Raw genomic sequence first — 14,081 nt, forward strand, 5'->3', positions numbered from 1 at the left:
TCCAGTTCCAGGTCCCACTGCTCGGCAACACGCGCGGTGATCACGTGAGAAGGCTGCCCCGCACCCTGTCGCTACCTGCGGCACTGTCGCACGATCGAGGGGCGGCCTGCCGAAGGCCACCCCTGACTACTCCGCGGCCCGCTACACTCCAGCCGCCCAGCGAAACCCCAGGCCAGACAGCAAAATCCTGCTGGAGTACTAGGAGTGCCGCCCCGGCACGCGAGTGGACGGGCGTGCCCCCCGGGCGCCCTCTATGGGTGGGGTGGCGTCGCACGAGGCGACCAAAACCTCGTATGGTCGTGGTCGTGTTGGAGGAGATGCGGATACGGTCACTCGGAGTGATCGACGACGCGGTCGTCGAGCTGTCGCCGGGGTTCACCGCCGTCACCGGTGAGACGGGTGCGGGCAAGACCATGGTGGTCACCAGTCTGGGACTGCTGCTGGGCGGACGCGCGGATCCGGCGCTGGTCAGGATCGGCGCCGGGAAGGCGGTGGTGGAGGGGCGGGTCACCGTGCCCGCGGAGGCCTCCGCCGCCGTACGGGCCGAGGAGGCCGGCGCCGAACTCGACGACGGGGCGCTGCTGATCAGCCGTACCGTCTCCGCCGAGGGCCGCTCCCGGGCGCACCTGGGCGGGCGGAGCGTGCCGGTGGGGCTGCTCGCCGAACTGGCCGACGAACTCGTGGCCGTGCACGGGCAGACCGACCAGCAGGGGCTGCTCAAACTGACCCGGCAGCGGCAGGCGCTCGACCGGTACGCGGGCGACGCCGTCGCCGTGCCGCTGGCCAAGTACGCCGAGGCCTACCGCCGGCTCCGCGCCGTGACGGCGGAGCTGGACGAGATCACCACGCGTGCGCGTGAGCGGGCCCAGGAGGCCGACATGCTGCGCTTCGGCCTGGACGAGATCGCCGGGGTCGAGCCGCGGGCCGGGGAAGACACCGAACTGGCCGAGGAGGCGGAGCGCCTCGGCCACGCCGAGGCGCTGTCCTCCGCCGCGACGGCCGCGCACGCCGCTCTCGCGGGCGATCCGGAGGACCCCGAGGGCATCGACGCGGCCACCCTCGTCGCGGGCGCCCAGCGGGCCCTGGAGGCCGTGCGGTCGCACGATCCGGCGCTGGCCGCGCTCGCCGACCGCATCGGAGAGATCGGCATCCTGCTCGGCGACGTGGCCGGGGAGCTGGCGGGGTACGCGGACGACCTGGACGCCGACCCGCTGCGGCTGGCGGCGGTGGAGGAGCGGCGGGCCGCGCTCGGCGCGCTGACCCGCAAGTACGGCGAGTACGAGAAGGGCGTCGCCGCCGTGCTCTCCTGGGCCGAGCGGAGCGCCGCCCGCCTCACCGAGCTGGACGGCGACGACGAGCGGATCGGGGAGCTGACCGCGGAGCGGGACGTACTGCGCTCCGAACTGGGCGGCCTGGCCCAGGCGTTGACGGACGCCCGGACGGAGGCCGCGGAGCGGTTCGCCGCCGCCGTGACGGCCGAGCTGGCCTCGCTGGCCATGCCGCACGCGCGCGTGTCGTTCGACATCAGGCAGACCGAGGACCCCGAGGGCGTCGAGGTCGGGGGCCGCACGGTCGCCTGCGGGCCGACCGGCGCCGACGAGGTCGAACTGCTCCTCGCCCCGCACCCCGGGGCGCCGCCCCGGCCGATCGCCAAGGGCGCCTCCGGCGGTGAGCTGTCGCGCGTGATGCTGGCCGTCGAGGTCGTCTTCGCCGGGACGGATCCGGTGCCGACGTATCTGTTCGACGAGGTCGACGCGGGCGTCGGCGGCAAGGCGGCCGTGGAGATCGGACGGCGCCTGGCCCGGCTGGCGAAGAGCGCCCAGGTCGTCGTCGTCACCCACCTGCCCCAGGTGGCCGCCTTCGCCGACCGGCAGCTGCTGGTGGAGAAGACCAACGACGGCTCGGTGACCCGGTCAGGCGTGAAGGTGCTCGAGGGCGAGGACCGCGTCCGGGAGCTGTCCCGGATGCTGGCCGGCCAGGAGGACTCGCAGACGGCCCGCGCCCACGCCGAGGAACTCCTCGCGGCGGCCCGCGCGGACGCCTAGCCGGCGCACTCGGGGAGCGGGTGGTGATCGGTGGCACGGGGGGCGCGCGCCGTGGGCGCGGCGCCGGCCCGTTGGTTTCACTCGTGTGAGTGATCCGGTGTCAAGCTGTCGTACCGTTCCCCCAGGCGTCCGGCACCTCGGGGCGACCCGGAACACCCGTACGTACTGGCATCCTTGGAGGCCGGGGGCAGTGCGCCGGGACAGCGGGTGCGGCTGTGCCCCCCGGCTCGATACCTTCTGTACGTTTCCCCGTAACCGCCCGACGCCGAACCAGGAGCCCCGGCCGCGTGAGCCCCGTGAGCAGCCACGTATCGCACGGTCAGTCGACGCTGCGCACCGTGCAGGTGCTGGGCGGAGGCAGTGCCGACAGCTGGGGGTACCCCCTGCTCGGAGAGCTTGGGGGAGCGCACGTGCGGTCGCTGGCCGCGGGGCTGGTCGCCCGCGGCGTGCGCGTGACGGTGTGCGCCCCTGCCGAAGCCGACCGCGCCTACTCCTTCACCGGAGTCGGCGCCCAGCACGTGCACGTGCCCCGCAGCAGCGACCCGGTGTCCGTGGCCGCGCTGCGCACGGTGTGCGCGGACGCCGACCTGGTCCACGCGCACGGCCTGCACGCCTCCTTCCGCGCGGTGCTGGCGCTCAGCGGCCGCAGCACGCCCCTCGTGGTCACCTGGCACAACCACGCGCACGCCGAGGGGGCCCGGGCGCACCTGCTGCGGCTGCTGGAGCGCCGGGTGGTCAGGGCCGCCACCGTCGTGCTCGGCACCACCTCCGAACTCGTCGACCGGGCCCGTGGCAGGGGCGCGCGGGACGCCCGGCTCGCCGCCGTCGCGGTGCCCCGGCCGGCCGCCGGATACGAGCACCCGGACCGTCCGCGCGCCAAGGTGCGGGCCGAACTCGGGGCCACCGACCGGCCGCTGCTCATCGCCGTCGCCTCCCTGGACCCGGGCCGCGGCCATGAGCTGTTGCTGGACGCTGCCCGCGCCTGGCGGCTGCTGGAACCCGTGCCGCTGCTCCTCGTCGCGGGGGAGGGGCCCCTGCGTGCGGAGCTCCAGCGGCGGATCGAGGACGAGGAACTGCCGGTCCGGCTGCTCGGGCGGCGCGACGACGTCGGCGAGCTGCTCGCCGCCTCCGACCTGGCGCTGCTGCCCAGGTGCGGGGAGGCCCGCTCCGTCCTCGCCCAGGAGGCGCTGCACGCGCGCGTGCCGCTGGTCGCGGCGCGGACCGGCGGCATCCCCGAACTCGTGGGCGACGCGGCCGAACTGGTGCCGGACCAGGACGTGGAGGCGTTCACCGGCGCCGTCATACGGCTGCTCGACGACCCCGAACGCCGGGAAGCTCTGCGGAACTTGGGCACGCGGCAGGCCGCCACCTGGCCCAGCGAGGACGACACGGTCGCCCAGGTGCTCAGCGTGTACGACGAGTTGACCCGCCCCCGGCCGCTGACCTGACGCTCAGGTGACGTGCCGGCGGGCCCGCAGGGCCAGGCTCAGAGCCAGGACCGTCTGCGGGTCGTCGAGGTCGGTGCCCAGCAACTCCCCGATCCGGGCGAGGCGGTTGTAGAGCGTCTGCCGGTTCAGGTGCAGCTCGCGGGCGGTCTCCGCCTTGCGGCCCGCATGCGCCAGATAGGTCTGGAGGGTGGGCAGCAGCGGCGGCTTCGAGCGCCGGTCGTGCTCCTGGAGCGGGCCGATCGCACGGTCCACGAAGGCCGCCAGGTCGGGATGGTCGCGCAGCCGCCACAGCAGCAGGTCGATGTCGAGGCGGCGGGCGTCGTACCAGGGCCGGTCCGGCAGTCCCTGCGCCGCGGTCGCCGCCTCGGCCGCGTGCCGCAGACCCGCCGAGGCGGCCGCCCAGCCGCCCGCCACACCGACGACCACCACCTCGGGCTGCCCGCTGGGGCGGCGCATCCCGGCTCGCTCCACACCCGCCCGCAGGGCGGCCGCGACCCGGTCCGCGACGGTGGCCCGCTCCGCCTCCGAGCGCAGCCCGACAAGGAGCGGCACCCGGCCCTCGACCGGCCGCACGCCCAGCAGCACCGGCACGCCCACCGAGGCGAGCTCCTCGGCGACCGCACGGGCCAGGACCGCCCAGCCCCCTCCGCCGGCGCCCGCGCTCGGCCGGGTGGCGCCCCCGGTGGCCGCGAGCGCGTCGCCGACCCGCATCACCACCGGCAGCAGCGGGCTGTTGCCCGGCTTGAAACCGAGGACCCGGGCCTGCGCGGGCGCGTCCTCGGCGGCGATGCGCCCCTCGGCGAGGTCGGTGAGGAAGTCGCCGCGGCCGCGCGCCGCCAGCTCCTCCTCCTGGCGGGCCTGCATCAGCACCACGGCCAGGAGGCCCGCGGCCCGCTCGGCGGCCATGCGGTGCACCGGGGCCAGGGGCGAGCGGACCGGCAGCAGCACCAGCCGGGCGCGGACCGAGCCGGTGCCCGGGCCGCCGCCGGGCACGTCCACGACGACCGAACCGGCCGGCGGGGCCGCGTCCTTGCGCTGGCCGCGCAGCCCCTCCCAGACCTGAAGCGGATCGGCGCCCTCGGGGCCGGAGCCGGCCGCGTACAGCAACTGCCCGTCCGGGGTCTCCAGGAAGACCGGGTTGCCGCCGAAGTCGGCCAGGATGCCGAGCACCTGCGGCACCCCGCCGCCGCCGAGCAGGGCCTGAGTGCAGCGGCGGTGCACTTCCTCGGCCCGCTGGAGCAGCGCGTAGTGGCCGTTGACGATCTCCGTGTGGATCTCCTCGGTGACCGCCACGAACGGCACCTCGCGGTGCAGTTGGACGAGGGGGAGCCCCGCGGTCAGGGCGGTCTCGACGAGGGCGGCGGGCAGGCGGGTGAAGCGCGGGCCCAGCTCCACCACCAGGGCCGCGATGCCGCGGTCGGCGAGGGTGCGCACGAAGGCGCGCTGGTCGGCGGGGCGGGTGCCGAGGCCGTAGCCGGTGGTCAGCAGGAGTTCGCCGCCCTTGAGGAGGGAGGCGATGTTGGGGACCTCGCCGGCGTGCACCCAGCGGACGGTGCGGGTCAGCTTGTCGGCGCCGGCGAGGACCTCGGGGAGGCCGCTGCGGAGGCCGGGCAGTTCGAGGGCGCGCCGGACGGTGATGCCGGTGCCCTCGGTGTCGAATCTGCGGTCCATGAAGCGGACGCTACCTGTGCCCGCGGCACGGCGGCAGCGTCGGGTGGCCGGAGCGGTCCGGCCGCCCCGAGCCGGAGTGAGCGCCGGGCGGGCGCGCTCGCCCGCCCGGTGCCGGATCAGCCTCCGTAGGCGCCGCTCGCCGTCAGACGCAGGGCCGTGTCGATCAGCGGCACATGGCTGAAGGCCTGCGGGAAGTTGCCCACCTGGCGCTTGCGGCGGGGGTCCCACTCCTCGGCGAGGAGGCCCAGGTCGTTGCGGAGCGACAGCAGCTTCTCGAAGAGCTTGCGCGCCTCGTCCACGCGGCCGATCATCGCCAGGTCGTCGGCCATCCAGAAGGAGCAGGCGAGGAAGGCGCCCTCGTCGCCGGGCAGGCCGTCGACGCCCGCGTGGTCGCCGTCGGTGGGGTACCGCAGGATGAACCCGTCCGCGGTGGACAGCTCGCGCTGGATCGCCTCGATGGTGCCGATGACCCGCTTGTCGTCCGGCGGCAGGAAGCCCATCTGCGGGATGAGCAGCAAGGACGCGTCCAGCTCCCGGGAGCCGTAGGACTGCGTGAAGGTGTTGCGCTCCTTGTCGTAGCCCTTCTCGCACACCTCGCGGTGGATGTCGTCGCGCAGCACCTTCCAGCGCTCCAGCGGGCCGTCCGCCTCCCCGGACTCGATGAGCTTGATGGTGCGGTCGACGGCGACCCACGCCATGACCTTGGAGTGCACGAAGTGGCGGCGCGGCCCGCGCACCTCCCAGATGCCCTCGTCCGGTTCCTGCCAGTGCTTCTCCAGGTACTGGATCAGCTTGAGCTGGAGCAGGGAGGCGTAGTCGTTGCGGGCCAGGCCCGTCATATGGGCCAGGTGCAGGGCCTCGGTGACCTCGCCGTAGACGTCCAGCTGGAGCTGGTGCGCGGCGCCGTTGCCCACCCTGACCGGCGCGGAGTTCTCGTAGCCGGGCAGCCAGTCCAGCTCGGCCTCGCCCAGCTCGCGCTCGCCGGCGATGCCGTACATGATCTGCAGGTTGTCGGGGTCGCCGGCGACGGCGCGCAGCAGCCACTCGCGCCAGGCGCGGGCCTCCTCGCGGTAGCCGGTGCGCAGCAGCGAGGACAGGGTGATCGCCGCGTCGCGCAGCCAGGTGTAGCGGTAGTCCCAGTTGCGCACGCCGCCGATGTCCTCCGGCAGGGAGGTGGTGGGGGCCGCCACGATGCCGCCGGTCGGAGCGTAGGTCAGGGCCTTGAGCGTGATCAGGCTGCGGACCACGGCCTCGCGGTAGGGGCCGTGGTACGTGCAGTGCCCGACCCACTCGCGCCAGAACTCCTCCGTCGCCTCCAGCGACTGCTCCGGCTCCGGCAGCGGCGGCGGCTCCTTGTGCGAGGCCTGCCAGGAGATCGTGAACGCGATCCGGTCACCGGGAGCGACGGTGAAGTCCGCGTACGTGGTCAGCGACTCGCCGTAGGTCTTCACCGATGTGTCGAACCACACCGAGTCGGGGCCCGCCACCGCCACCGTGCGGCCCTCGTGCCGGTGCACCCACGGCACGACCCGGCCGTAGGAGAAGCGCATGCGCAGGGTCGAGCGCATCGGCACCCGGCCGCTGACGCCCTCCACGATGCGGATCACCTGCGGGGCGCCGTCGCGCGGGGGCATGAAATCGGTCACGCGGACCGTGCCGCGCGGGGTGTCCCACTCGGATTCCAGGATCAGCGAGTCGCCGCGGTAGCTGCGCCGGGCCGCCGCGGGCGGCTGTGTGCCGTCCGCGAACACCGGGCCGATCCGCCAGAAACCGTGCTCCTCGGTACCCAGCAGGCCGGCGAAGATGGCATGGGAGTCGAAGCGGGGCAGGCACAGCCAGTCGACTGTCCCGTCCCGGCAGACCAGGGCAGCGGTCTGCATGTCTCCGATGAGTGCGTAGTCTTCGATGCGCCCGGCCACGTGCAACTCCAGTCGAACGGCCACGTCACACCCCGCGAAGGGGCTGTCGCTAGTGCGGTCAAGGGGTGGTTGTAAAGCGTCGTCGAGCGGTGGGGGGATCCGCCGGTCGGCCGCGGGGGCAGAACGACAACCCTTGCTCAACGAACTGACGAGCTCTTGTTGTTCCGGGTCATACGGACAGGGGTGGTGCCGTGTTGCCGGCCGGGCTCCTCAGCGAGTGTCCGAGCAGGATACGACGCACGTAGATGATCTGCGTGCCGCTCCGGGCAACCCGGGTGCGCCGAACGAGTGAGCCATGGGTGAGGGAGCTGTGCGCGGTACGCACACGTGTCGGCTCGTGCGCGGAGCGTGGCCGTGAGCCACGCCCGTCAGGCGCTGATACCCTGGTAGCCCGTGGACCGGTGGGCTCTAAACCCCCGAACCGCAGCGACGGCACCTCAGCCGGACTCCCGGGTTCCCCGGACCGGCCAGCCGTACCGCACGTCCGACCGCGACCACGGGAGCCCCCTCTTGGCCATGCCGCCCGCTGCTTTCCGAAACAGCACAGCCACGACGACCAAGCACATCTTCGTCACCGGGGGTGTCGCCTCCTCGCTCGGCAAGGGCCTCACCGCCTCCAGCCTGGGCATGCTGCTGAAGGCGCGGGGTCTGCGCGTCGTGATGCAGAAGCTCGACCCGTACCTCAACGTCGACCCGGGCACGATGAACCCCTTCCAGCACGGTGAGGTGTTCGTCACCAACGACGGCGCCGAGACCGACCTGGACATCGGCCACTACGAGCGCTTCCTCGACCGCGACCTGGACGGCTCCGCCAACGTCACCACCGGCCAGGTGTACTCCACGGTCATCGCCAAGGAGCGGCGCGGCGAGTACCTGGGCGACACGGTGCAGGTCATCCCGCACATCACCAACGAGATCAAGCACCGCATCCGGCGGATGGCCACCGAAGAGGTGGACGTCGTCATCACCGAGGTCGGCGGCACGGTCGGCGACATCGAGTCGCTGCCGTTCCTGGAGACCGTCCGCCAGGTCCGCCACGAGGTCGGCCGGGACAACGTCTTCGTCGTGCACATCTCGCTGCTGCCCTACATCGGCCCCTCCGGCGAGCTGAAGACCAAGCCGACCCAGCACTCCGTCGCCGCGCTGCGCAACATCGGTATCCAGCCGGACGCGATCGTGCTGCGCTGCGACCGCGAGGTGCCCACCGCGATCAAGCGCAAGATCTCCCTGATGTGCGACGTGGACGAGGCGGCCGTGGTCGCCTGCCCCGACGCCCGGTCGATCTACGACATCCCGAAGGTCGTGCACACCGAGGGCCTGGACGCGTACGTCGTGCGCAAGCTGGACCTGCCCTTCCGCGACGTGGACTGGACGACCTGGGACGACCTGCTGGACCGCGTCCACAACCCCGACCACGAGGTCACCCTGGCCCTGGTCGGCAAGTACATCGACCTGCCCGACGCCTACCTGTCGGTGACCGAGGCGCTGCGCGCGGGCGGCTTCGCCAACAAGGCGCGGGTGAAGATCAAGTGGGTCACCTCCGACGACTGCAAGACCGCGGCCGGCGCCGAGCAGCAGCTCGCCGGCGTCGACGGCATCTGCGTCCCGGGCGGCTTCGGCGACCGCGGCGTGCTCGGCAAGGTCGGCGCCATCCGCTACGCCCGCGAGAACGGCATCCCGCTGCTCGGCCTGTGCCTGGGCCTGCAGTGCATCGTGATCGAGGCCGCCCGCAACCTCGCCGGCATCGCGGACGCCAACTCCACCGAGTTCGACCCGGCCACCGGCCACCCGGTGATCTCCACGATGGCCGAGCAGATGGACATCGTCGCCGGCGAGGGCGACATGGGCGGCACCATGCGGCTCGGCATGTACCCGGCCAAGCTGGCCGAGGGCTCGATCGTGCGCGAGGTCTACGACGGCAAGGAGTACGTCGAGGAGCGCCACCGCCACCGCTACGAGGTGAACAACGCCTACCGCGCGGAGCTGGAGAAGAAGGCGGGCATCCTCTTCTCCGGCACCTCCCCGGACGGCAAGCTCGTCGAGTACGTGGAGTACCCGCGCGAGGTCCACCCCTACCTGGTCGCCACGCAGGCGCACCCGGAGCTGCGCTCGCGCCCGACGCGTCCGCACCCGCTGTTCGCCGGCCTGGTGAAGGCCGCCGTCGAGCGGAAGATCTCCAAGTAGCACGCCCGGTTGTACGGTTGCGGGGGTGCGCACCGGCGAAGGTGCGCACCCCCGTTCTGGTTGCGCACGTCGGAAAGGGCAGGGCATGACGATCAAGGACACCCCGGAGGAGTGGGGGATCCGGGCCACCAGCACCCCGTTCGTCGGGGGCAAGACCTCCGTCCGCACCGACGACGTGGTCATGCCCGACGGCTCCGTGGTCACCCGCGACTACCAGGTGCACCCGGGCTCCGTGGCCGTCCTCGCCCTCGACGAGGAGGACCGGGTGCTGCTGATCCGCCAGTACCGCCACCCGGTGCGGCAGCGGCTGTGGGAGATCCCGGCCGGCCTGCTCGACGTGCCCGGCGAGAACCCGCTGCACGCCGCCCAGCGTGAGCTGTACGAGGAGGCCCACGTCAAGGCCGAGGACTGGCGGGTGCTGACCGACGTCTACACCACCCCGGGCGGCTGCGACGAGTCCGTGCGGATCTTCCTCGCCCGGGGCCTGTCCGAGGCGGTCGGCGAGCGCTTCGCGGCGGAGCACGAGGAGACCGACATGGAGCACGCGCGGATGCCGGTGGACGAACTGGTCAGGGGCGTGCTCGCGGGCGAACTGCACAACAGCTGCCTGGTGGTGGGCGTCCTGTCGCTGGTCGCCGCGCGCCAGGAGGACGGGCTGGACGCACTGCGCCCGGCCGAGGCGCCCTGGCCGGCGCGCCCCTTCGCATCCGCACGTTGAGGCGCGGACGCCTCGCGGCGGCCGTGCTGGCCGTGGCGGTGACGGCGGCGGGCGCCGCATGGGCGGTGGCCGCCGTCAAGAGCCGGACGGTGCACCTGGCGACCGTCGTCTCCCGCTCCGCCGTGGTCGGTACCTGGCAGGTCGAGGGCGGGGACGGCTGGATCCGGCTCGGCGCCGACGGCCGTTTCCGGGCGGTGGGCCTTCCGGCGCAGGTGTTCGCCCCCGGCCCGTGGGTGGGCGGGGTGACGAGCGCCACCGGGACCTGGGCGCTGGGCGACAGCCGTGGCTGGGTACCGCTGAAACGGGCCGGCACGACCGGCACGGAGACGGACGACATCGGTCTGGGTATCGTCCAGACCGGCGGCGCCACGCATCTGTGCGTGGGCTCGGGCGACCCGGGAGTGCTGTGCGACTTCCTGTTGCGGCGTTCGGCTGCCTGACCCGGACGGGCGGCGGCGCCGGACGTCCGCCCCGTCCCGTCCCGGTGTGACGATCGCCTGATCCGATCGGGCGATGTGTCCGCCCTGCTCCGCACGGTACGTCGCAGAGCGTGAACTAGGCTCTGGAAGCGCCCGGACCGGAGTCCCGGCGGGCTTGCGCGTGCGGTGGGACGGGAGTGTGGCCCGTGACGGACCAGGCGGTGGACACAGGCGGCGTGGACCTGTCCGGCGGGGAACGATTCCCCGCCGCCGCGACGAGCCTCTTCCTCGGCCGCACACGGGAGTTGAAGGAGCTGCGCGCCGACATCGAGCGGGCAGGACTCGACACCCTGGCCGGCCGCAAGGAGCCACGCGCGCGCGTCCTGCTGATCGCGGGCAGGCCCGGCTCCGGCCGCACGGCGCTCGCCGAGGAACTGGTGGAGCAGGTCGCGCAGCGTTACCCCGGCGGTGTGCTGCGCGCCAGGCTCTCCGAGCCCGACGGCACCCCCGTACCGGTCGACGCCGTCGCCCGCGGCCTGCTCACCGACCTCGATCTGCCGACCCCGCCGGGCGCGGACGAGGACGACCTGACCGAGGCCCTGCGCACCGCGCTCGCCGAGCGCCGGGCCCTGCTCCTGCTCGACGACGCGGCCGGCGCGGACCAGGTCGACGCGCTGCTGCCGGAGAACGCCGACTGTCTGCTCGTCGCCGTCTCGCGGGGCCCGCTCACCGGGATCGCCGACGTCCGCCCGTGCACCCTGGGCGGCCTGGACACCAAGTCCGGCGTGGAACTGCTGGCGCAGCGCATCGACCCGGTGCGCATCACCGTCGACCCGCGCGCCGCCGAGAGCCTGGTCGAGGTCTGCCAGGGGCAGCCCGCGGCGCTCACGCTGGCCGGCGGCTGGCTCGCCGCCCACCCCCAGGCGGCCGTCGCCGACCTCGCCAAACAGCTGCGCACCGACCCCGACGAGGGCCCCGTCCTCGACCGGGTGCTGCGGTTCGTGCACGGCACCCTGTCCGGTCAGGCCGCCCGGCTGCTGCGCCTGCTCTGCCTCGCCCCGGCCGGTGACGTCGACCCGCAGACCGCCTCCGCGCTCGCCGGCTGCTCGGTCGAGGCCGCCCGCGGCTTCCTCGACGACTTCGCCGACCTCGGTGTGGTGCGCGCCGTCCCCTCGCTGCTGCCGTGCTACGAGGTACCCGGCTGCCTGCACCCGCTGCTGACGGAACTCGCCGAGCGCCAGGACCGCCCCGCCGAACTGCGGCTCGCCCGGGCCCGGATGCTGGAGCGGACCGTTCGGCTGCTCCAGTCGTGCCGGGCGATCACCGAGACCGACAGCCCCGAGACCAGGGAGAAGCTGAAGAGCCTGCCTCCCGGGCTGCGCTTCGCCACGCCGCGGGCCGCCGAGAAGTGGCTGCGCGCCCGCAGGCCCGCACTGCTCGCCGCGGCCCGCCTCGCCGTCGCCGACGGAGAACTGGACACCCTGGCCCGCCGTCTGATGGCGCAGCTGGTGCGGGCCATGGTGGCGCACGTCGGCACCCAGGCGGCCGCCGCCGACCTCTACGGCATCCACCGGCTCGTCCTGGACGTGGCCGAGCGGCGCGGGCTGCCCCGGGAGAAGGCCGCCGCCCTGCTGAACCTCGCCGACCTGGACGCCCGCACCGGGCGCACGGCCGGGGCGCTGGCCCGCTACCGGGCCGCGCTGGACGCCGGACGGGAGGCCGACGACCCGTACGCGATCAGCCGCGCCATGGAATCCGTAGGCAGTGCCCACCAGGAGCTCGGGGACTACGACCGGGCCGCCGACTGGTTCGGCCGGGCCCTGGCGCAGCGGCTCGCGCGCGAGGAGCGCGAGGACGCCGCCCGCCTCTACGGCCGCATCGCCGCCGCGCACACCTACGCGGGCCGCTACGGCGAGGCCCTGCGCAACTGGCGCGCGGCCGCCGCCGCGCACCGCAAGGCGGGCGATGTCGCCGCCCACGCACGGGCGTTGAGCGAGCTGGCGCGCGTCCAGGAGTACGCCGGGCGGCCCGAGGACTGCCTGCGCACCTGCCAGGAGGCGGTCGAGTGGGCCCGCCGCGCCGAGGACGTACGGCTCCAGGCGGCGCTCCGGCTGCGGCTCGCCGACAGCCTGGAGCGGCTGGGCGACACGGCCGCGGCGGCCCTGCACCGCGGAACGGCCCGGCGGCTGCTCGACGCCGAAGTCGAAGGGGTCCCTGCGGCCGAGGACGGCGGCCCGGAGGGCCCATTGACGGAAGAGGAGGCCAATGCCTGCGAAATCCGTAGTGCATCCTCTGAAGATTGATGCAATGGAAGGCTAGACAGAGAGTAAGCCTTCATTAGACTGGTTCTGCCGCTCGTTCTCCTGCGGTGTTCCCTGGTATGCCCCCGCATGCCGGGGTACGTCTGACATTGCCCCACATTCTCTGAGTCAAGGACCGTGATCGACGTGAAGGTCGGCATCCCCCGCGAAGTCAAGAACAACGAGTTCCGGGTGGCCATCACCCCCGCCGGCGTGCACGAGCTGGTGCGTAACGGCCACCAGGTCGTCGTCGAGCGGAACGCGGGCGTCGGCTCCTCGATCCCGGACGAGGAGTACGTGGCCGCCGGTGCCCAGATCCTCGAGACGGCGGACGAGGTCTGGGCCGCCGCCGACATGGTGCTGAAGGTCAAGGAGCCGGTCGCCGAGGAGTACCACCGCCTCCGCAAGGACCAGATCCTCTTCACCTACCTGCACCTGGCCGCCTCCAAGGAGTGCACGGACGCCCTGCTGGAGTCCGGCACCACGGCGATCGCCTACGAGACCGTCGAGCTCCCCAACCGCGCGCTGCCGCTGCTGGCCCCGATGTCCGAGGTCGCGGGCCGTCTCGCGCCGCAGGTCGGCGCCTACCACCTGATGCGCGCCGCGGGCGGTCGCGGTGTGCTGCCGGGCGGCGTCCCGGGCGTTCCGGCCGGCGAGGCCGTCATCATCGGCGGCGGCGTCTCCGGCTGGAACGCCGCGCAGATCGCCATCGGCCTGGGCTTCCACGTGACCCTCCTGGACAAGGACATCAACAAGCTCAAGGAGGCGGACAAGATCTTCGGCACGAAGATCAAGACCGTCGTCTCCAACGCCTTCGAGCTGGAGAAGGCCTGCGTCGAGGCCGACCTCGTCGTCGGCGCCGTGCTGGTCCCGGGCGCCAAGGCCCCGAAGCTGGTCAGCAACGAGCTGGTGTCCCGGATGAAGGCGGGAAGTGTCCTTGTCGACATCGCGATCGACCAGGGCGGCTGCTTCGAGGACTCCCACCCGACCACGCACGCCGAGCCGACCTTCAAGGTCCACGAGTCGGTGTTCTACTGCGTCGCCAACATGCCGGGCGCGGTGCCCAACACCTCGACCTACGCGCTGACCAACGCGACGCTGCCGTACATCGTCGAACTCGCCAACCGGGGCTGGGTGGAGGCGCTGCGCCGTGACGCGGCGCTGGCCAAGGGCCTCAACACCCACGAGGGCAAGGTCGTTTACCGCGAGGTCGCCGAGGCGCACGGCCTGGAGCACGTCGCGCTGGAGTCCCTGCTCGGCTGAGCGGTCGCCAAGTCGCCAAGGTGCGAAAGGCGATACGTCAACACGTGTCGTCAACCTCGCACGACCGGCCGGACCTTGTCCCACAAGGTCCGGCTGATGTGTGTATGGTCACTT

9 protein-coding genes are annotated in these 14,081 nt (G+C 73.2%); 7 read left to right on the forward strand and 2 right to left on the reverse strand.

Translation table 11 applies throughout. From position 1 onward, the window contains the following. The first annotated feature begins 293 nt into the window (after positions 1–293). Positions 294–2,045: a DNA repair protein RecN gene (recN, locus tag ACTYVM_RS06580; protein WP_445524987.1), complete on the forward strand. Its 1,752-nt coding sequence runs from the start codon at positions 294–296 to the stop codon at positions 2,043–2,045. A 287-nt stretch (positions 2,046–2,332) separates the two neighbouring features. Continuing rightward, positions 2,333–3,493 carry a glycosyltransferase family 4 protein gene (locus tag ACTYVM_RS06585; protein ID WP_445524988.1) on the forward strand — a complete coding sequence of 387 codons (1,161 nt, stop codon included), beginning with the start codon at positions 2,333–2,335 and terminating at the stop codon, positions 3,491–3,493. Between the two features lie 3 nt (positions 3,494–3,496). Here the strand turns inward: ACTYVM_RS06585 and ACTYVM_RS06590 are convergent, their stop codons facing one another. Together ACTYVM_RS06590 and ACTYVM_RS06595 are read right to left on the reverse strand one after the other, a co-directional pair. Further along, a complete protein-coding gene (locus ACTYVM_RS06590; protein ID WP_445524989.1) occupies positions 3,497–5,164 on the reverse strand; it encodes a PucR family transcriptional regulator in 1,668 nt (555 codons plus the stop codon). A 116-nt stretch (positions 5,165–5,280) separates the two neighbouring features. Then, positions 5,281–7,083 carry a glycoside hydrolase family 15 protein gene (locus tag ACTYVM_RS06595; protein ID WP_445525170.1) on the reverse strand — a complete coding sequence of 601 codons (1,803 nt, stop codon included), beginning with the start codon at positions 7,081–7,083 and terminating at the stop codon, positions 5,281–5,283. 516 nt (positions 7,084–7,599) lie between these two features. Here ACTYVM_RS06595 and pyrG point away from each other — a divergent pair. From pyrG to ald, 5 genes are all read left to right on the forward strand, one after another. After that, complete coding sequence (pyrG, locus tag ACTYVM_RS06600) at positions 7,600–9,267, forward strand: CTP synthase (protein WP_445524990.1); 1,668 nt, start codon at positions 7,600–7,602, stop codon at positions 9,265–9,267. An 85-nt stretch (positions 9,268–9,352) separates the two neighbouring features. Continuing rightward, on the forward strand, positions 9,353–9,985 hold the full coding sequence (locus tag ACTYVM_RS06605; RefSeq protein WP_445524991.1) for an NUDIX domain-containing protein: 633 nt from the start codon (positions 9,353–9,355) through the stop codon (positions 9,983–9,985). Next, on the forward strand, positions 9,982–10,425 hold the full coding sequence (locus ACTYVM_RS06610) for a hypothetical protein (RefSeq protein ID WP_445524992.1): 444 nt from the start codon (positions 9,982–9,984) through the stop codon (positions 10,423–10,425). The genes ACTYVM_RS06605 and ACTYVM_RS06610 overlap by 4 nt, the downstream gene beginning before the upstream one ends. 185 nt (positions 10,426–10,610) lie before the next feature. Next, positions 10,611–12,707 (forward strand): tetratricopeptide repeat protein, encoded by a 2,097-nt coding sequence (locus ACTYVM_RS06615; protein WP_445524993.1) that lies wholly within the window; start codon positions 10,611–10,613, stop codon positions 12,705–12,707. Positions 12,708–12,842: 135 nt separating this feature from the next. After that, a complete protein-coding gene (gene ald, locus ACTYVM_RS06620; protein WP_445524994.1) occupies positions 12,843–13,967 on the forward strand; it encodes an alanine dehydrogenase in 1,125 nt (374 codons plus the stop codon). The last annotated feature ends 114 nt before the right edge of the window (positions 13,968–14,081 follow it).

Source organism: Streptomyces cyslabdanicus, from assembly GCF_052663305.1.

What these genes read in the sequence shown, in the direction of transcription:
- recN (WP_445524987.1), top strand. Translation starts at nt 294, where the DNA reads ATGGTCGTGGTCGTGTTGGAGGAGATGCGGATACGGTCACTCGGAGTG.
- ACTYVM_RS06590 (WP_445524989.1), bottom strand. Translation starts at nt 5,164, where the DNA reads ATGGACCGCAGATTCGACACCGAGGGCACCGGCATCACCGTCCGGCGC.
- pyrG (WP_445524990.1), top strand. Translation starts at nt 7,600, where the DNA reads ATGCCGCCCGCTGCTTTCCGAAACAGCACAGCCACGACGACCAAGCAC.
- ACTYVM_RS06605 (WP_445524991.1), top strand. Translation starts at nt 9,353, where the DNA reads ATGACGATCAAGGACACCCCGGAGGAGTGGGGGATCCGGGCCACCAGC.